The 19113-nt window shown below is 72.8% G+C and carries 14 protein-coding genes; 2 read left to right on the forward strand and 12 right to left on the reverse strand.

All coding sequences use genetic code 11. The features are described 5' to 3' along the window. Window position 1: 1 nt before the first annotated feature. From gatC to IEX37_RS05230, 5 genes are read right to left on the reverse strand one after another with little or no spacing between them, the layout of a single operon-like run. Window positions 2-301, reverse strand: a complete 300-nt coding sequence (gatC, locus tag IEX37_RS05210) for an Asp-tRNA(Asn)/Glu-tRNA(Gln) amidotransferase subunit GatC (RefSeq protein WP_188755194.1) — start codon at window positions 299-301, stop codon at window positions 2-4. Between the two features lie 32 nt (window positions 302-333). Next, complete coding sequence (locus IEX37_RS05215) at window positions 334-1551, reverse strand: DUF6716 putative glycosyltransferase (protein WP_188755195.1); 1218 nt, start codon at window positions 1549-1551, stop codon at window positions 334-336. A gap of 3 nt (window positions 1552-1554) precedes the next feature. After that, entirely contained in the window at window positions 1555-2427 is an 873-nt protein-coding gene (locus tag IEX37_RS05220) for an N-acetylneuraminate synthase family protein (RefSeq protein ID WP_188755196.1), read from the reverse strand. Further along, the gene (locus IEX37_RS05225; RefSeq protein WP_188755197.1) at window positions 2424-3644 is read right to left on the reverse strand and encodes an acylneuraminate cytidylyltransferase; all 1221 of its coding nucleotides are present in this window, start codon (window positions 3642-3644) and stop codon (window positions 2424-2426) included. Before IEX37_RS05225 ends, IEX37_RS05220 begins: the two co-directional genes overlap by 4 nt. A gap of 25 nt (window positions 3645-3669) precedes the next feature. Then, the gene (locus IEX37_RS05230) at window positions 3670-4548 is read right to left on the reverse strand and encodes a hypothetical protein (protein ID WP_229663088.1); all 879 of its coding nucleotides are present in this window, start codon (window positions 4546-4548) and stop codon (window positions 3670-3672) included. Between the two features lie 257 nt (window positions 4549-4805). Between IEX37_RS05230 and IEX37_RS05235 the strand changes: the two genes are divergently transcribed. Next, window positions 4806-6521, forward strand: a complete 1716-nt coding sequence (locus tag IEX37_RS05235; RefSeq protein ID WP_188755198.1) for a long-chain-fatty-acid--CoA ligase — start codon at window positions 4806-4808, stop codon at window positions 6519-6521. Between the two features lie 44 nt (window positions 6522-6565). Further along, window positions 6566-8335 carry a DEAD/DEAH box helicase gene (locus IEX37_RS05240; RefSeq protein ID WP_188755199.1) on the forward strand — a complete coding sequence of 590 codons (1770 nt, stop codon included), beginning with the start codon at window positions 6566-6568 and terminating at the stop codon, window positions 8333-8335. Window positions 8336-8400: 65 nt separating this feature from the next. Here IEX37_RS05240 and IEX37_RS05245 read toward each other — a convergent pair whose 3' ends face one another. The 7 genes from IEX37_RS05245 to IEX37_RS05275 form a co-directional block, all read right to left on the reverse strand. Next, entirely contained in the window at window positions 8401-9390 is a 990-nt protein-coding gene (locus IEX37_RS05245) for an aldo/keto reductase (RefSeq protein WP_188755200.1), read from the reverse strand. Window positions 9391-9441: 51 nt separating this feature from the next. Continuing rightward, a complete protein-coding gene (gene putP / locus IEX37_RS05250) occupies window positions 9442-10953 on the reverse strand; it encodes a sodium/proline symporter PutP (protein WP_188755201.1) in 1512 nt (503 codons plus the stop codon). 112 nt (window positions 10954-11065) lie between these two features. Continuing rightward, window positions 11066-13432, reverse strand: coding sequence for an NAD-dependent DNA ligase LigA (gene ligA, locus IEX37_RS05255; protein ID WP_188755419.1), 2367 nt, complete (start codon window positions 13430-13432; stop codon window positions 11066-11068). Window positions 13433-13622: 190 nt separating this feature from the next. Further along, complete coding sequence (gene mnmA, locus IEX37_RS05260) at window positions 13623-14726, reverse strand: tRNA 2-thiouridine(34) synthase MnmA (RefSeq protein ID WP_188755202.1); 1104 nt, start codon at window positions 14724-14726, stop codon at window positions 13623-13625. A gap of 83 nt (window positions 14727-14809) precedes the next feature. Then, the gene (locus IEX37_RS05265) at window positions 14810-15976 is read right to left on the reverse strand and encodes a cysteine desulfurase family protein (RefSeq protein WP_188755203.1); all 1167 of its coding nucleotides are present in this window, start codon (window positions 15974-15976) and stop codon (window positions 14810-14812) included. Window positions 15977-15982: 6 nt separating this feature from the next. Then, window positions 15983-16954, reverse strand: coding sequence for a tetratricopeptide repeat protein (locus tag IEX37_RS05270; RefSeq protein ID WP_188755204.1), 972 nt, complete (start codon window positions 16952-16954; stop codon window positions 15983-15985). 43 nt (window positions 16955-16997) lie between these two features. Continuing rightward, window positions 16998-18890, reverse strand: a complete 1893-nt coding sequence (locus tag IEX37_RS05275; RefSeq protein WP_188755205.1) for a DUF8094 domain-containing protein — start codon at window positions 18888-18890, stop codon at window positions 16998-17000. Window positions 18891-19113 lie beyond the last annotated feature (223 nt).

Here is a 19113-nt window from a genome sequence, read left to right on the forward strand (position 1 = left end):
CTTACTGCTCTTCGCCGAGGATCGCGGTCACGCGGAAGCGCGAGCCGTCGGCGTCGGGCGCGTTCTGCAGCGCCTGCGCCGTGGTCAGCGTCACGGCCACCTCGTCCGGGCGGAAGACGTTCTCCATCGGGATCGGGTGGCTCGTCGCGGGGACGTCGGGGGTGGCGACCTGCGAGACCTTGGCGATGTTGTCGACGATGGCGTCGAGCTCTCCGGTCAGGCGGGTCACCTCCTCGTCGCTCAGCTGGATCCGGGCGAGCACACCGAGATGGCGCACGAGATCGGGGGTGATTTCAGACACCCCGCAAGTCTAGGCGGTCCGCGGCACCCGCTTCAGGACGCCGAGCGCGGGGCGCGGATGCTGTTGACGAAGTGCACGGCGCGGCGCAGCGGCAGGCCGATCGCGAGCGCGACCACGCCTGCGAGCGAGCGGTCGTGTCGACCGAGCACGCGCTTGCGGTGCCAGGCGGCCCGCAGCGGCCCCCCGACCCGGGGCAGCGGCGCTCGCGGCGGCAGCTCGCCCGCACGCCGCCGTCGCACCAGCTCCTCGAGCTGAGGCGCCCAGTCGTCGTCCGCAGGGTCGTGCAGGTAGTTGTCGTCGAGCCACTCGGGTCGCGGCGTGCGGAACGCCCTGTCGACGACCGCCCGCTCGTCGCCGAACAGCCCGCTGCCCGTGAAGACCGGGTTGATCAGCTCGTCGCTCACCCCGAAGACGTCCAGCGCGATCACGGGGACGCCGCGCGCGATCGCCTCGATCGCCGCGGTCGAACTCACCGTGACGAGCCCCTCCGCGGTGTCGAGCGCGCGCGCCATGGAGACGGTGGAGACCGCGAGGTTCGGCGGGAGCGGGGCGAGCCGCTCCAGCAGCGCCGGATACGGCAGGTCGTCCCGGTGCGTCTGCGGCTCCCCCGCCGTGCCGCGCAGCTTCAGCACGACGCGCCGGTGCGGGTGCGCCTGCGCGGCGCGCACCAGCAGCCGCGCCACGCGCATCCGGTCGGGCTCGGTGCGCGGCACCACGGACTGTGCGGCGAACACGAGGTCGGTTCCCCGGTGCGGGCGCTCGCGATCCGCGAAGGGCAGCGACGCCAGCGCCAGGCGGTGGTCCCATCCGCGCGCGACCGACAGCGCCCGGAACTCGCGCACCTCCCGCTTGGAGTGGACGATCATGAGGTCCGCCTGCGCGCGGCGCTCCAGCGCGAGCCAGGTCACGGGAATCGAGATCCCGGGAAGCCCGGAGAGGATCACGGGACGCGGCTGGACGCGGGCGACGGTTTCGATGAGGACGCGCGCCAGCGGACCGTGTGCGGCGACGAGCACCGCGTCGGGCCGCTCGGCCGTGATTCGCTCGACGAGGTCCTTGTAGGCCACCCGCGGGAGGGCGGACCCCTCGAACGGCGTCCCGTGCACGCAGGCCCGCTCCTGCGCGGCCGTCACCGTCAGGGCGCCCTCGACGATCATGAGCCGCCGGTCCCAGTCGTCGGGCGCTCGCCCCAGCAGCGCCGCGCCCCACTTCAGGTAGGAGTCGGACTCGGCGACCCCGATGATCCGCACTCGTCAGGCTCCGACGCGGCGCAGCTTGGCCATGGGCGCGAGCTCGCCCGGGAACACGCGCTTGACGCCGTCGCCGAGCGCCGCCTCCACGATGCGGATGTCGCGCACCAGGTGGCTCAGTCCGGTCGGCTCGAGCGACGCCGCGTGGTCGGAACCCCACATCGTGCGGTCGAGCGTGATGTGCCGCTCGACCGCCACCGCGCCCAGCGCCACGGCCGCGATCGAGATCTGCAGGCCCCGCTCGTGACCCGAGTAGCCGACCGGCACACCCGGGAAGCGGTCCCGCAGGACCCGCAGGACCCGGAGGTTCGCCTCCTCGGGCTCCATCGGATAGGTCGAGGTGGCGTGCAGCAGCACGAGCCGGTCGGTGCCGAGCTGCTCGATGGCGCGGTCGATCTGCTCCATGGTGGACATGCCCGTCGACAGGAGCACGGGCTTGCCGGTCTCGCGGATGGCGCCCAGCAGCTCGGGATCCGTCAGGCATGCCGAGGCGACCTTGTGGGCGACGACGCCCAGGTCCTCCAGGAACTCGACGGCCGGGACGTCCCACGGCGACGCGAACCAGTCGAGACCGCGCATCGTGGCGTGGTCGCCGATCTCGATGTACTCGTCACGGCCGAACTCGACGCGATGGCGGTACTCGAGGTATGTCATGGTGCCCCACGGCGTCTCCCGCGGCACGTCGCGCATGTGCTCCGGCGTGGAGATGTCGGGCGTGCGCTTCTGGAACTTCACGGCGTCGGCACCGGCGTCCGCCGCGACGTCGATGAGGCGCTTGGCCAGCTCGACGTCGCCGTTGTGGTTGAGCCCGATCTCGGCGATCACGTACGTGGGCTGGCCGCCCCCGACGACGCGGGATCCGATGGCAACGGTCATGGGTCTGTCCTCTCCTGATGGAACACATGGGACGTCGCAGCGGACGGCGACGCCACGGGCGTGGCCGCGCGGGCGGCCAGCACGCGCTCCGCGAGCTCGCGCACAGCTCCGCGCCCGCCCGTCCGGGTCAGCACGACGCGGGCCGCCGCGCGAGCGGCGGGATGGGCCTCGGGCACGACGACGGGCCAGCCGACCGACGCGAGGCAGCCGAGGTCGTTGACGTCGTTGCCGAGATAGGCCACGCGGGCGAGGTCGACGCCCGCCTCCTCAGCCCAGCTGCGCAGCACGGCGGCCTTGTCCTCGACGCCGTGGCGCACGTCCACGCGGAGCTTGCGCGCCCTGGCCGCGACCACCTCGTTCGTCTCGGTCGAGAGGATGAGCAGGCGGATGCCGGCGGCCCGCAGCAGCTTGACGCCCATGCCGTCCGAACGGCTCACCGAGACCGATTCCAGGCCGTCGGAGCGCACCAGAACGCTGTCGTCGGTGTGGACGCCGTCGAAGTCCGTCACGACCGCGTCGACGTCGATCGGCTCGGGGCGGTCCACCAGCGGGGCGATCGCTCGAGCGCGCTCGAGCTCCTCGGGCGCGTCGATCTCGATCGCGGTCTGCTCGGGAACCTCCACGACGCCGATGCGGCCGAAGAAGCGATGGCCCGCAGCCCGGAAGCCGGCCGCATCGAAGACGTAGAACGCCCCCGTCTCGAGATGGTGCGGCTCCCTGTCCTGCCGACGCGGGCGGTGGGCGGCGTCATGGCCGAGACCCGAGTACGTGCCGTCCGCGTTGCGGGTCCAGACGAATCCGTACGTGGGCACCGCCGAGAACACGCTGTCGAGCTCTCCGTCGCCGATCAGGCGCACCGCCTCTCCGAGCGCATCCGTGTCGATGAACGGCGACGTGGCCTGCACGAAGGCGACGGTGCCCGGCTCGATGCCGTCCGCCTCGAGCGCCGCGAGCGCGTGGAGCAGAGCCGCCTCGGACGATGCCTCATCGCCGGCCAGCTCCCCCGGGCGCCTCACGACACGCGCCCCGCTGGCGGCGGCCACGGCGGCGATCTCGTCGTCGTCCGTCGACACGACCACGAGCTCGATTCCCCGCGCCTCCCGCGCGGCGCGGACCGCCCGCGCCAAGAGCGGGACGCCGCCGACGCGCGCGAGGTTCTTGCGAGGAATGCCCTTCGAGCCTCCGCGGGCGGGGATGATCGCGACGCAGGCGCTCACGGACGCCCCACGCTCTCGCCCGCTGTCACCTGGTGCGCCCCTCGGGTGCCGCGACGCCGTGCGGGCGCACGGCACTGCCCGTGCCCGCCAGCACGAGCGGAATCGTCGTGACCGTGCTGGAAGCGAGCGTCACGATGTCGAGGTCCACGGCCCCGGCGAGCACCAGCTCCGCGGGGAGCAGCGTGCGGCGCACGTCCACTCCGGGTATCCGGGCAACCGCCGCCAGTTGCTCGTCCGTCTCACGTCGATGCGGCAGGTACACGACCGAGGTGCCGCGCGCGACACCCTCCACCCAGGCGACGTAGTCGCCGAGCGGCATCAGCCCGTCCGCGGGCCGGGCGCTGCCCAGCACGACGCGGCCGCGCAGGCCGCTGGGCGGGGCCGAGGCCCGCGTCCAGTCGAATCGATGACGCCGCACCCGGATGCCGCGGTCGGCCAGCGCGTCCCGGCGCCCTTCGCCCAGGTCGAAGGCCGTGAAGATCTCGACGTGACCGGCGATGGCGCGGCCCAGCACGTGGTCGAGCGCGAGCGGAGCGACGCGCGTCGTCAGCCCCCGCTCCGTCACGCCGGGCCGGCGGTAGGGCCGGCGCCCGGTCAGCACGTCCGCGAAGGGCACCGCGTTGGCGCCGTCGTCCAGGAAGGTCACCCGGCGGGGCCGCAGCAACGCCGCCGCGAGCCGGAACTGGCCGGAGAACCCGTCGCCCACGAGCCAGTGCCGATGCCGCATCAGGGCCCGCCAGGGGATGCCCAGATAGGCGTCCGTGGCGGCGAAGCGCGCGCCGCGGGCGAGGAGCTCGGTGGCGGTCTCCGGCATCTGGGCCGTCAACCGGCCCGCGACCGGCACCGTGATGTCGTGCGCGGCCGCCCACTCCGCGGCACCGATAAGCTGCAGCGGCGACTCCACCCACGCCAGCGGCGTGCTGGCGGATGCTGACCCCCCGTCGATCGCGCCGCCTCCCCCCTCGCTGCGAGACGCATCCCGCAGGAGCGCCTCATGACGTGACGTTCCAGCTTCGGCCGCGACGGTGAATCCCGCCCCGCCGCACGGTGAACGTCTTGGACTACCCCGGTGAACATTCGGTGACGGAGTGCCCAGGGCTCCGGGCGGCGTCCGCCGCGCGCGTCGGTTACCCTCCGTCGCCCGGCGCGTACGCTGGTCGGGTGACGACGTACGATCCCGCCAGGCCCTGGGTGAACAGCTACGCCGAGGGGGTGCCGGCCGACCTCGACCCGATCGAGGGCTCGCTGCTGGACCTCGTGGCGGCCTCGGGGCGCGACTACCCCGACGCGCCCGCCCTGCAGTTCTTCGGACGCACGATGGACTACACCGCCCTCAACGCAGCGATCGAGCGCGTGGCGGAGGGTCTGCGCGCCCGCGGCGTGCGGCGCGGCGATCCCGTCGCGATCATCCTTCCCAACTGCCCGCAGCACATCATCGCGTTCTACGCGATCCTGCGGCTGGGCGCGGTCGTCGTCGAGCACAACCCGCTCTACACGCCGCGCGAGCTGCGCAAGCAGTTCGAGGACCACGGCGCGAAGCACGCGATCGTGTGGAGCAAGGTCGTCCGCACCGTGCAGGAGTTCCCGGCGGACCTGCGGGTGAGCACGCTGGTGTCCGTGGACGTCACGCGCGCCATGCCGCTGCCTCTGCGGCTCGCGCTGCGGCTGCCGATCCCGAAGGCGCGCGAGTCCCGGGCCCAGCTGACCGAGCGCGTGCGCGGCGCCGTCCCGTGGGAGGCGCTCGACGCCTCGGCGCCGCTCGCCGGCTCGCACCCGGGCCCCGGCACGGACGACCTCGCGATCATCCAGTACACCTCCGGGACCACGGGGACGCCCAAGGGCGCCGCCCTGACCCATCGGAACCTGCTCGCCAACGCCGCGCAGGCGCGCGCCTGGGTGCCGACGATCACCCGGGGCCACGGCGTCGTGGTCTATGCCGTGCTGCCGATGTTCCACGCGTACGGCCTCACGCTGTGCCTGACGTTCGCGATGTCGATGGGCGCGCGGCTGGTGCTGTTCCCCAAGTTCGATCCCGACATGGTGCTGGACGTCGCGCGCAAGCACCCCGCAACGTTCCTGCCCCTCGTCCCGCCGATCGCCGAGCGCCTGCTGAAGCGCGCGAAGGAGCGCGGCGTGTCGCTCGCGGGCACCGAGATCGCGATCTCCGGCGCGATGGCCCTCTCCCCCGCACTCGTCGAGCCCTTCGAGGCCGAGACGGGCGGGTTCCTCGTCGAGGGCTACGGCCTGAGCGAGTGCTCGCCCGTGCTGATGGCCAACCCCGTCGCGTCGCACCGCGTCGCCGGCACGGTCGGCCTCCCGCTGCCCGGAACCGAGTGCCGGGTGGTCGATCCCGACGAGCCGAGCCGAGACGTCACGCCGGGTCAGCCGGGCGAGCTCCTCGTGCGCGGACCGCAGGTCTTCGGCGGGTACTACGGCAAGCCGGAGGAGACCGAGGAGGTGTTCGTCGACGGCTGGTTCCGCACGGGCGACATCGTCACGATCGACGAAGCCGGGTTCGTGCGCATCGTCGACCGGATCAAGGAGCTCATCATCACGGGTGGCTTCAACGTCGCACCCACCGAGGTGGAGGGCGCGCTGCGCCAGCACCCCGACGTCGCGGATGCCGCCGTCGTGGGCCTGAGGAGCGAGCGCAGCGGCGAAGAGGTCGTCGCCGCGGTCGTTCCCGACGACGGCGCCGAGATCGACCCCGACGCCGTGCGCGCCTTCGTGCGCGACATCCTGACCCCCTACAAGGTGCCCCGGCGCATCTTCATCGTGGACGAGCTGCCCAAGTCGATGATCGGCAAGGTGCTGCGTCGCAAGGTGCGCGAGCAGCTCGAAGCCTCCGGGGCCGGCGGACCCGCGTCGGCGGAGTGAGGCCGACGGGGCGTTCGCACATCCGCACGCGCTACCGTGGCGACGTGACCCACGAAGAACCCGCCCGCACGGAATCCGCCGATCCCCCCGCCGATCCCGGCTTCGAGGAGCTCGGCATCAGCGGGCGCGTGCTCGCCGCGATCCGCGACCTCGGTTACGAGACGCCCTCGCCGATCCAGCGCGCGACCATCCCCACACTGCTCAGCGGCCGCGACGTCGTCGGCATGGCGCAGACCGGCACGGGCAAGACGGCGGCGTTCGCGCTGCCGATCCTCGAGCGCCTCGACACGTCCCGCAAGACCCCGCAGGCGCTGGTCCTCGCGCCGACGCGCGAGCTGGCGCTGCAGGTGGCCGAGGCGTTCGAGTCGTACGCGGCCCGCATGAAGGGCGTGCACCTGCTGCCCGTGTACGGCGGCCAGGGCTACGGCGTGCAGCTGTCGGCCCTGCGGCGCGGCGTGCACATCGTGGTCGGCACCCCGGGCCGCGTGATGGACCACCTCGCGAAGGGCACGCTGGACCTGTCGGGCCTGGACTACCTCGTGCTCGACGAGGCCGACGAGATGCTGAAGATGGGCTTCGCCGAGGACGTCGAGCAGATCCTCTCGCAGACCCCGGAGGACAAGCAGGTCGCGCTGTTCTCGGCCACGATGCCCGCGCAGATCCGGCGCATCGCGCAGCGGTACCTGCGCGACCCGGAGGAGATCTCCGTCAAGGCGAAGACCGCGACCAACGCCAACATCACGCAGCGCTACCTCGTCGTCTCGTACGCGCAGAAGGTCGACGCACTCACGCGCATCCTCGAGGTCGAGAACTTCGACGGGATGATCGTGTTCGTCCGCACGAAGAACGAGACCGAGACGCTCGCCGAGAAGCTGCGTGCCCGCGGCTATTCGGCCGCCGCCATCAACGGCGACATCCCTCAGAACCTCCGCGAGCGGACGGTGAACCAGCTCAAGGACGGCAAGCTCGACATCCTGGTCGCCACCGATGTCGCCGCGCGCGGCCTCGACGTGGAGCGCATCAGCCACGTCGTGAACTTCGACATCCCCACCGACACCGAATCGTACGTGCACCGGATCGGCCGCACGGGCCGCGCCGGGCGCACGGGCGATGCGATCAGCTTCATCACGCCGCGAGAGCGCTACCTGCTCGGGCACATCGAGAAGGCGACCCGCCAGCAGCCCACGCAGATGCAGCTGCCCACCGCCGAGGACGTCAACAGCACGCGACTGGCCCGCTTCGATGACGCGATCACCGCCGCGCTGCAGGAGACCGACCGCATCGACACCTTCCGGGACGTCATCGCCCACTACGTGCGGCACCACGACGTTCCCGAGGCGGACGTCGCCGCCGCGCTCGCCGTCGTCGCGCAGGGCGACAAGCCCCTGCTGCTGGAGGCCGAGGACGACCGGCTCGCCGCCGCCGTCGCGGCGAACGACCGTCCGGCTCGCGGGAAGACCGCGCAGCGTGAGGACCGCCCCGCACGCCGTGGCCGCGGCGACTACGAGCCGTACCGCATCGAGGTGGGTCGCCGGCACCGCGTGGAGCCCCGGCAGATCGTCGGCGCGCTGGCGAACGAGGGCGGCCTCGGACGCGACGACTTCGGGGCGATCACGATCCGCCCCGACTTCTCCATCGTCGAGCTCCCCGCGAACCTGGATCGCAGCGTGCTCGACCGGCTGCGCGACACCCGCATCTCGGGTCGCCTGATCGAGATCGCGCCGGACCGCCGGGCGCGCGGCCGCCGGCCCGCGCAGGACGGCGACCGTCGCGACGACCGTCCGCCGCGCAAGCCGCGCCACGGCAAGGGCTGATCCCCGGCGCCCGCGCCCCCGCCCCGTTCATGCGGCGCGGCCGGACGTCTCCGTCGGCATGCCCGTTACCAGCGGTGGTGGACCAGCGGGCGGATCGCCGAGTCGTAGAGGTCCCTCACCGCGTCGAGGAAGTCCTCCGGCAGCGGCTCGACGTCGCCGGCGGCGGCGTTGGCGCGGGCCTGCTCCGCGTTGCGCGCGCCGGGGATGACCGTCGTCACGCCCGGCTGCTGGGCGACCCAGGCGAGTGCAGCGGTCGTCGGCTTCAGGCCCGCGGCGCGCGCCAGCTCCGCGAAGCGGGACGCCGCGTCGACGCCGGCCTCGAAGTCCACGCCGGCGAACGTCTCCCCCACGTCGAACGCCTCGCCGTGCCGGTTGTATGTGCGGTGGTCGTCGGCTGCGAACGTCGTCTCGCGCGTGTACCGGCCGCTCAGCAGGCCGCTCGCGAGCGGCACGCGCGCGATGATCCCGACGCCCGCCTCGATCGCGGCCGGCAGCGCCTCGTCGAGCGGCTTGCGGCGGAACGCGTTCAGGATGATCTGCACGCTCGCGACCCCGGGCCGCCCGATCGCGCGCAGGGCCTCCGCGACCGTCTCGACGCTGACGCCGTAGCTTGCGATCGCGCCGTCGGCGACCAGCGTGTCGAGGCCGTCGAACACCCGATCCGATTCGTATACGTCGCTGGTCGGGCAGTGCAGCTGCACCAGGTCGAGCGTGTCCACGCCGAGGTTGCGGCGCGACCGGTCCGTCCAGGCGCGGAAGTTGTCGAGCGTGGCAGCGGACAGGTCGGGCGCCGACGCCCGGCGGATCATCTTCGTCGCCACGAACACGCCCGAGTCGGGGTTGGCGCGCAGCCACTCCCCGATCGTCTGCTCGCTGCGGCCGTCTCCGTACACGTCGGCCGTGTCGAAGAACGTCACGCCCGACGCGTAGGCGGCGTCCAGCACGCCGAAGGCGTCACTCGGCGCGACGTCGCCCCAGTCGCCGCCCAGTTGCCAGGTGCCCAGTCCGATCGCCGACACGTCGCGTCCGGTGCGTCCGAGGGTGCGCTGCTCCATGCCCTCAGCCTAGGTCGCATTGCCGGACGCGCCGCGCGACATGTGGCGGCCTCAGGTGCGCGGGGCGGGCGGCTCCGCCCCGTCGGTTGCGTGCGCGTCGCCGGTCAGGATCAGCCCGGTGCGCGTGAACTCGTCGTCCACCGCGGTCTCGCGCCGGTAGGTCATCCGGCTCACGACCACCGCGACGACGAGGTTCAGCGCGAACCCGGGGACGATCTCGTAGAGGCCCGTGCCGAGCAGGGGCCAGACGAAGACCGTGACCGCGCCCACGACCATGCCCGCGATCGCCCCGGCGGCGCTCAGGCGCCGCCAGAACAGCGACAGCAGGATGAGCGGACCGAACGCCGCGCCGAAGCCCGCCCAGGCGAAGCCGACCAGCTCGAGGATCGTGCTCTCGGGGTTCAGGGCCAGCGCCATGGCGACGACGGCCACGACCAGCACGCACGCTCGCCCGAGCAGCGCCAGGATCCTCTGGTCGGGCGACGTGCGCACGATCACGCGGTAGATGTCCTCCACGAGCGCCGAGGAGGTGACGATCAGCTGGCTGGAGATCGTGGACATGATCGCCGCGAGCACGGCCGAGAGCACGAGGCCCGCCACCAGGGGGTGCATGAGCGCCTGGGCCATCTCGAGGATCACCGTCTCGGGATTGGCCAGGCCGTCGACGCGGAAGAACGCGATGCCGATGAATCCGGCGGTGACGGCGCCGAGCAGCGACAGGATCATCCAGGCCATGCCGATCCGGCGCGCGGTCTTCGCCTCCTCGGCGCTGCGGAGCGCCATGAAGCGCACGATGATGTGGGGCTGGCCGAAGTACCCCAGGCCCCACGCGAGGGACGAGACGATCGCGATCGCGGTCGCGCCCGTGAGCCCGGCGGCGCCCAGCATCGAGAAGTGCTCAGCGGAGATCGCCGTGCCGACCTCGCCGAGGCCTCCGAGGGCGACGACCGCCATGACGGGGACGACCAGCACGGCGGCGAGGATCATCAGCCCCTGGACGAAGTCGGTGAACGAGGCGCCGAGGAACCCGCCGAACAGCGTGTAGGCGAGCGTCACCCCGCCCACGAGGAGCATCCCGACGAGGTACTCGCCGCCGAACGCGCTCTCGAAGAAGAAGCCGCCGGCGACCATGCCGCTCGAGACGTACAGGGTGAAGAAGACCAGGATGATGACGGCGGAGATCACCCGCAGCAGACGAGACCGATCGCGCAGCCGGTTCTCGAAGAAGCTCGGGATCGTGATCGCGTCGCCCGCGACCTCGGTGTACGCCCGCAGCCGGGGCGCGACGAACCGCCAGTTGAGATACGCGCCGATCGTGAGGCCGATCGCGATCCACGCCTCGATGAGCCCCGCGGCGTAGATGGCGCCGGGCAGCCCCATGACGAGCCACCCCGACATGTCCGAGGCCCCCGCGCTGAGCGCGGCGACCGCCGGCGGGAGGTTGCGGCCGCCGAGCATGTAGTCCTTGTGGCTCTTGGTCCTCACGGCGGCATAGACGCCGATCGCGATCATCGCCGCGAAGTAGACCACCAGGGCGACGATCAGCCAGGCGTGTGCGGACATGCGGACCTCCCGTGCGTCGGCGCTCCGAGCGATGCGTCAACGCTAGGAGGATTCGAGGCGATCGCCAAGGGGGGCGACGGGATCGGGCGGGACGGAAGTGCGGTGCGACGGCTCAGCTCGCGTCGGGCGCCGGCGGCAGGGCACCGGGGCCCTCCGTGACCAGGACATGGAACTGCGCGGCGTCGAGGATGCGGATGCCGAGCTGCTCCGCCTTGGCGAGCTTGGAGCCCGCTCCGGGCCCCGCGGCGACGAAATCGGTCTTCTTGCTGACGCTCGAGGCGGCCTTGCCGCCGGCGCGCATGATGGCCTCCTGTGCGCCCTCGCGGGTGTAGCCCTCGAGCGTGCCGGTGGCGACCACCGTGATCCCGTCGAGCACGCCGCCCTGGGCCTGGGCGGCGCCGGGACCCGGATGCCCCGGTGTGGCGAACCGAACGCCCGCCGCGCGCCAGCGCTCCACGATCTCGAGGTGCCAGTCGACGTCGAACCACTCGCGCAGCGAGTCGGCGATGATCGGTCCCACGCCCTCCACAGCGGCGAGCTCGTCCCGGTCGGCCGCCATGATCGCGTCCAGCGAGCCGAACCACGCGGCCAGCGCGCGAGCGGCGACCGGACCGACGTGCCGGATGTTGAGCGCGACCAGCAGGCGCCACAGGTCCTTGGTCTTGGCCTTCTCGAGCTCTTCCAGGAGCTTCTCCGCCTGGGCCGACGGCTGGGGACCCTCGCGGCCCTCCTTGCGCTCGGCGGGCGTGGGGTTCCGGCGGAACGGCGCGCGCCGCACGTACTCGCCGGTGTGCTCGTTGACGCGCTTCTCGCCGGTCTCGGCGTCGCGCACGACGACCTCGATCGGGAGGAGCTGCTCCATCGTGAGGTCGAACAGACCCGCCTCGGTGCGCAGCGGGGGCTCTCGGGGAACGTCTGGCTGGGTCAGCGCGGCCGCAGTGACTTCGCCCAGCGCCTCGATGTCCAGCGCCCCGCGCGATCCGATGTGCTCCACGCGCCCCCGCACCTGGGCCGGGCAGTCCTTCGCGTTGGGGCAGCGGAGGTCGATGTCGCCCTCCTTCATCGGGCGCAGCGGCGTGCCGCACTCGGGGCAGTCCGTGGGCATCACGAAAGCGCGCTCGGTGCCGTCCCGCTTCTCGACGACCGGACCCAGTACCTCGGGGATCACGTCGCCCGCCTTGCGCAGCACGACCGTGTCGCCGATCAGCACGCCCTTCGCCTTGACGACGTCCTGGTTGTGCAGCGTCGCCTGCCGCACGACGCTTCCGGCCACCTGGGCGGGTTCCATCACGGCGAACGGGGTGGCACGGCCCGTGCGCCCGACCGAGACCACGATGTCGAGCAGGCGCGTGTGCACTTCCTCCGGCGGATACTTGAAAGCGATCGCCCACCGCGGCGCGCGGCTGGTCGCACCGAGCTCGTCGTGCAGGGCCAGCTCGTCGACCTTGACCACGATGCCGTCGAGCTCGTGCTCGACCGAGTGGCGCTGCGCGCCGTAGCGCTCCACGAACGCGGCGACCTCGTCCACGCCGCGGCACACGCGCGTGTGCGGGCTCGTGGGCAGCCCCCAAGACGCGAGCAGCTCGTACACCTCGCTCTGCGCGGCGACGGGCGGGTTCGGCCACGCGCCGATCCCGTGTACGTACAGCCGCAGCGATCCGATCCGCTCGAGGGCTCCCTCGAGTTCGAGGCCGCTCTTCTTGTCGAGCAGCTGACGCAGGCCGCCGCTCGCCGCGTTGCGGGGGTTGGCGAACGCCGGGAACCGCCGAGCCGCCGCGATCTGCGCGCGCGCCTCGTCGAACTCACGGCCCGCCTTGCGCGCCTGGGCCCGCTCGCGCGCCTCCGTCACGGCGCGCTCACGGTATTCCGCCTGCAGCGCGTTGAGCCGCTCGAAGGCGGCGACGGGGATGAACACCTCTCCGCGCACCTCGACGATCTCGGGGTGCCCCTCGCCCTGCAGCCGCTCGGGGATGTCGGCCAGACGCAGGGCGTTCTCCGTCACGATCTCGCCGACGCGTCCGTCGCCGCGTGTGGCGGCCGAGGTCAGCACGCCGTTCTCGTAGCGCAGGCTGATCGCCAGACCGTCGATCTTGAGCTCGGTGAGCCATGCGACCTCGCGTCCCGCGGCGAGCTGCGTCTTGGCGCACCACTCCCGCAGCTCGTCGAGGGAGAAGACGTTGTCGAGGCTGAGCATGCGCTCGGCGTGCTCGATCGTGGCGAGAGCCGTGCCGTCGGCCGCGCCCACCATCTGCGTCGGCGAGTCCTGCCCCCGCAGCTCGGGATGCGCGCGCTCCAGCTCCTCCAGGCGCCGCATCCACGAGTCGTAGGTGGCGTCGTCCACGAGCGACGTGTCGCGCCCGTAGTACGCGTCCTTCGCCTCGAGGATCCGCTCGGTCAGGTCGCGCGCCTCGGCCCGCGCCTGATCCAGCGTCAGCCCGTCGATCGGGCGCTCCGCGCGCGCCTCCCCGGGAACGTCCATCTCGCCGTCAGCCACCGCTTCAGTCTAAAGAGAGCCCCCGACATCCCCCGGCGCTTGCGCGCCTGCCTCCGGCTCGCTAGCCGCCCCCGTCGCCGCGACCCCCGCCGCCCGCGCGAAAGCACGTGCTCTGCACGACAACACGTCGAAGATCGCGTGTCGTCGCTCAGAGCACGTGCTTTCGTGGCGGATGCTAGGCGTCGACCGGGACGGCCGAGACCGTGCGGTCGATCGTGCACTGGCCGAGCACGCGCGTGCCGTCGTAGAGGACCGCGGTCTGACCGGGCGCGACGCCGTGGAGTGGATCGACGAGCGTCACCACAAGCTCGCCCTCACGCACGGCGGCGGTGGCGGGGACGGGATCCGCGTGCGCTCGGACCTGCACCTCGCACGCAAACGCGGTCGCCGGGTCCTCCGGCGCCGCCCCGGCCCACGTGTAGCGGGCGCCGGCGAGCTCCGCGATCGCGAGCGCCTCCTTGGGGCCGACCACCACCGTGTTCGTGACCGGTCGCACCTCGAGCACGAAGCGCGGCTTGCCGTCCGGCGCGGGGACACCGAGGCGGAGGCCGCGACGCTGCCCGACGGTGAACGCGTGGGCGCCGTCGTGACTGCCCACGACCGCTCCGGCTCGGTCGACGATCTCACCGGGGGCGGTTCCGACCCGCTCGGCGAGCCAGCCGCGCGTGTCGCCGTCCGGGATGAAGCAGATGTCGTAGCTGTCGGGCTTGGACGCCACGGTCAGGCCGCGCGACTCCGCCTCGGCACGCACCAGCGCCTTGGACGGCGTATCCCCGAGCGGGAAGTAGGCGTGCGCGAGCTGGTCGGCGGTGAGCACGCCGAGCACGTACGACTGGTCCTTCGCCTCCTCGCTCGACCGGTGCAGCTCGAGCCCGCGGGCCCCGTCACGGACGGTGGCGTAATGCCCCGTGCAGACGGCGTCGAATCCGAGCTCGAGCGCTCGCTCCAGGAGCGCCGCGAACTTGATCCGCTCGTTGCAGCGCATGCAGGGGTTGGGCGTGCGGCCCGCCTGATACTCGGCGACGAAGTCCTCGATCACGTCGTCGCGGAAGCGCTCGGAGAAGTCCCACACGTAGAAGGGGATGCCCAGCCGGTCCGCGACGCGGCGCGCGTCCATCGCGTCCTCGATCGTGCAGCAGCCGCGGCTGCCCGTGCGCAGCGTGCCGCCCGCGCGCGACAGCGCCAGGTGCACGCCCACCACGTCGTGTCCGGCGTCGACCGCCCGCGCAGCCGCCACGGCGGAGTCGACGCCTCCGCTCATGGCCGCCAGGATCCGCATGCCCCCAGTCTAGGAACCGGGATCTGAGCGGGGGCCGGACGTCCGAAGCTCATGCGCTCCGACACCGCAGCGAGCGAGAAGGGTCAGCGCCCGGCGATCTGGCGGTATGCGGCGGGGAGAGCGGTCAGCAGAGCGTCGACGTCCGCGTCGACGGTCGTGCGGCCGAGCGTGATGCGCAGCACCTGCCGCGCCGTCCGCTCGTCGCGCCCCATGGCCATCACGACGTGCGAGGGCTCGGCCACCCCCGCCTGGCAGGCCGAGCCGGTCGACACCGCGATGCCCGCCATGTCGAGCAGGTACAGCAGGGACTCCCCCGCCGCGCCGGGCAGGTGAAGGTGGACGTTGCCGGGCAGCCGGTCCGCGGGATCACCGAGCAGCACCGCCTCCGGGATGCCGGCGCGCACACCGGCGATCAGCCGATCGCGCAGCGCCCGCAGGCGCCGCGTCTCGGCGGCACGCTCGCGCTCGGCGAGCTCCGCCGCCACGGCGAGGGCCGTGGCGCCGGCTACGTCCTGCGTGCCGGCGCGGAGGCCCCGCTGCTGGCCCCCGCCGTGGAGCAGCGGCACCAGCCCGGCGCTCCGTGCGACGACGAGCGCCCCCGTGCCGACGGGAGCCCCCACCTTGTGCCCCGAGACGCTGAGCGCGACCAGGCCCGACGGCCCGTCGTGTGCGCCGCGCCAGGTGCGGAACGACAGCGGCACGTGCCCGAACGCGGCCACCGCATCCAGGTGCAGCGGCACGTTCTTCCCGGCCGCGACCCGCGCGAGCGCCGCGGCATCGTTGATCGTGCCCGCCTCGTTGTTCGCGACCAGCGCGGTCGCGAAGGCCGCGGGCGCGCCCGCCAGCACCGCCTCGAGGCGCTCGGGCAGGATCCGGGCGTGCGCGTCGAGCGCCACGGGAGCGACGACGGCCCCCTCGTGCGTCCGCAACCACTCGACGGCGTCGAGCGTCGCGTGATGCTCGCCGTCGGGGAGGACGACCGCGTCACGGCCGGCGGGCCGCGCCCACCACAGGCCCTTCAGCGCGAGATTGATCGCCTCGGTGCCGCCGGAGGTCAGGACGATCTCGATCGGTTCGCAGTCGAGCACGACAGCGAGCCGCTCCCGTGCGTCCTCGAGCATGCGCCGGGCCTGCTGGCCCGACGCGTGCACCGACGAGGCGTTGCCGACGGCCTCCGTCGCCTCGAGCCACGCGTCGCGTGCCTCGGCCCGGAGCGGCGCGGTCGCCGCGTGGTCGAGGTAGACGCTCACCGGGCCTCAGTACAGCAGCGAGGTGAGTCGTCCGCGGGCGCGGACGACGCGCGGGTCGGATGCCCCGACGACGCCGAACAGCTCGACGAGGCGCTCTCGCACCGGGCCGCGCTCGTCCGAGGGCAGCGCGGCGAAGAGCTCCAGCAGTCGGTCGAACGCGTCGTCCACGTGCCCGCCCGCGATGTCGAGGTCGGCCACGGTCAGCTGCGCGTCGACGTCGCGCGGGTTCGCCGCCGCCGCGTCGCGCGCCGCCTGCAGGTCGACGCGCTGGGCGCGGGCGAGCAGACGCACCTGGCCGAGACCCGCCTGTGCCTCCTCGTCGCGCGGATTCTCCTTGAGGGCCTTCTCGTACGCCGCGATCGCGCGATCGTAGTCGCCGGCCTCGATGGCGGCGTAGGCCTCGGCATGCAGCGGCGGCAGCGGACGCTCCGCCGCCTCTGCGGGCGCGCCCTCCACCGGGACGGTACCGGTCACGCCGTTCTGCGCGGCGAGCTGCAGGAGCTGGTCGAACACCTGCCGGACCTGCTCCTCGGGCACCGCGCCCGTGAACAGCGGCACCGGCTGGCCGCCGACGAGCGCGACGACCATCGGGATGGACTGGGCCCGGAACGCCTGCTGCAGCTGCGGGTTGGCATCGACGTCGACCTTGGCGAGCACGAGGCGGCCGGCCAGCTCCGCCACGACCTTCTCGAGGACGGGGCTGAGCTGCTTGCACGGCCCGCACCACTCGGCCCACAGGTCGACCACGACCGGCACGCTCCGCGAGAGCTCGAGCACCTCGCCGAACGTCGCATCGGTCACGTCGAAGACGAGCGACGGCGCTCCGCCCGGCGCGGGGGCCCCTGCCGCAGAGGATCCTGCGGGGGCCGCCGGTGCGCCGGAACCCGTGGGAGCGGGCCGGTTCTTGAGTGCCGAGAGGTCGACGGCACCCCGCAGGGCGGCGGCGCTCAACTGCTGTGAGGGGGCGGCGTCACTCATCGATCACCTTTCGATTCGTCGATCGTTGCTGTGGCGTGCGCGCTCACTCCTCCTCGAGGATGCGCGCGTCGCGCAGACCCGAGGAGTAGCCGAGCAGGCGGATCCTCTCCGTGGACCCCTGGGCGGGCACGGCGAAGTACAACTGGTCAGTGTAGGTGGTCTCCACGCCCGTCGGGGTCGAGGTCTCGCCCGTGAGCGTCGAGATCGCGGGGTCCGCGTCGAGCTTGATGACCGCGTCCTCCTCGAGCGGACGCACGGTCTCGATCTCGTCGACCGTCACGGCGACGATCGCGCCGCTCCCGAGCGTCGCGAGCGCCACGGGCTCCGTCGGGCCGGGGCGCTGGTGGAACTCGATGCTCCCGGTCTCCTGACCCGTCTCGTTGAAGTGCGCCAGCGTGTCCGCGCGACGCTGCTCCGCCGCGACGCGGAACGAGTCGCCCGACAGATCGAACAGGTCGGCGAACTCGCTCTGCTCGCCATGGGCGAGCACGTCCGCGTAGGCGGCCGCCACCTCGTTCGGCGGCAGTGCGAGGAACGACGAGTCCGGCGGCACGAGCGCGGCCCCGAGCCACGACGGCGCGAGGTCGGGGATCTCCACGGCCGCCTCCATGCTGGCGATCGTCGTCGCGCGGTAGTTGGACCAGGGATCGGCCTGCGTGAGCATCAGGATGCTCGGCGGAGCCGACTCCTCCCCGTCCGCCTCCACGATCACCATGGCCGAACGCGGCCACTCGTCGAACGCCTGGGGCAGCAGGATCTCGAGCGAGCCCGCCGGGATCGGCTGGGGGCCCGGGTGGTCCTCCACCTCACCGCGGATGCGGTAGTTCACCTCGCGCATCTCGAGCGCGATGCCCTCGAGGCGCGTGGCCGCCAGCTCCGCATCGCGCGCCTCGTCCGCCTGCGCGACCGTCTCGGAGATCGACGCGAGGATCCGCTCGGCCTGCGCGTCGGTGAGCGCGGGCGGCTGCTGGTTCTCGGGGGCGACGACGGTGGGCGTCGGCGACGGCGACGGCGTGCCGCCGAGCTCGGGCCACACATCCGGCGAGCAGCCCGCAAGCAGCGCCGCGCTGAGCGCGAACACGGGGACGGCCACGAGCGCCCTTCCCCCGCGCCGACGCAGTCCGCGGCCGCCGCTCGCGCGCGAATCGCCCGAGGAGCTCGGCCCGTCCGTTTCGGGGGCGGGCTCGTCCTGTGAGTCGGCGTCCGAGCCCTCCGGGCCCGTCAGCTGCTTGCGGTCCTCGGCGGGACCGACCGCGGGGCCGCGTCGACGACCGGCGGGCAGCGCCACCGGCTCCGTCGGCGGCACCGCCGGACCCTTGCGGCGCGGGCCGCGCGACCGGCGCAGGTGACGCACGCCCAGGACGTACAGCACGAGACCGAGCAGGAGCATGAGCGCGCCCGCGACGATGAGGGGACCCGCCCAGGGGGTCGCGTTCGAGATGGGCCACACGATCGACACGTCCGCCGGGGCGGGCTGCGTGCCGTCGGACGCGATGAGCATGCTGACGCCCTCGGGCAGCTGCAGCCGCGTCGTCAGCTCGGACTCGGCGGAGTACTCCTGCAGCCACAGGTCGGAGCCCTCGGGGTCGCGGCCGGGGAAGTCCTCTCCACCCTCGGGCTGCACGACCGTCGAGCCCACGTTCCCCTCGTCGTCGACCGTGACGTGGTTGTAGGGCGCATCGGACAGCCAGGCCCGCATGTCGTCGGTGCGGCCGTAGGCGGCGTAGATCCGCTCGGAACCGGCGATCTCGAGCGTCTGCGTGCCCGTGTGAGAGCGGAAGACCTCGGAGTCGATGAGGGTGTACGGCTGGCTCGCGTCGGCCTCGACCTCCAGCGTGGCGGTGTCGGGTCCCAGGAACACCGTGCGTTGGGCGATGCCCGCGCCGATCAGCGCGGCAGCGATCACGAAGGCGACGACCGCCCAGACGAAACGCACGAATCCGACTCCTCACACGGCCCGCTCGACGGGCCGGCGGGCCTGGCACTCGACGGGCCGGCGGCTCCGAGCCGTCGGTCCGACGGACAGACGTGGTGCCCCGCCAGGACCGGCAGGACATCACTTCAGACTAGCGAACCGTTCTGAAAGTTGCCCAGGAGCAGGTCGAAGCACGGTTCAGCCCCCGGCACCTCATATCCTGACCTGACGACAGGCCCTCAGG

Source organism: Microbacterium album, from assembly GCF_014643695.1.
Taxonomy (GTDB): Bacteria; Actinomycetota; Actinomycetes; order Actinomycetales; family Microbacteriaceae; genus Microbacterium; species Microbacterium album.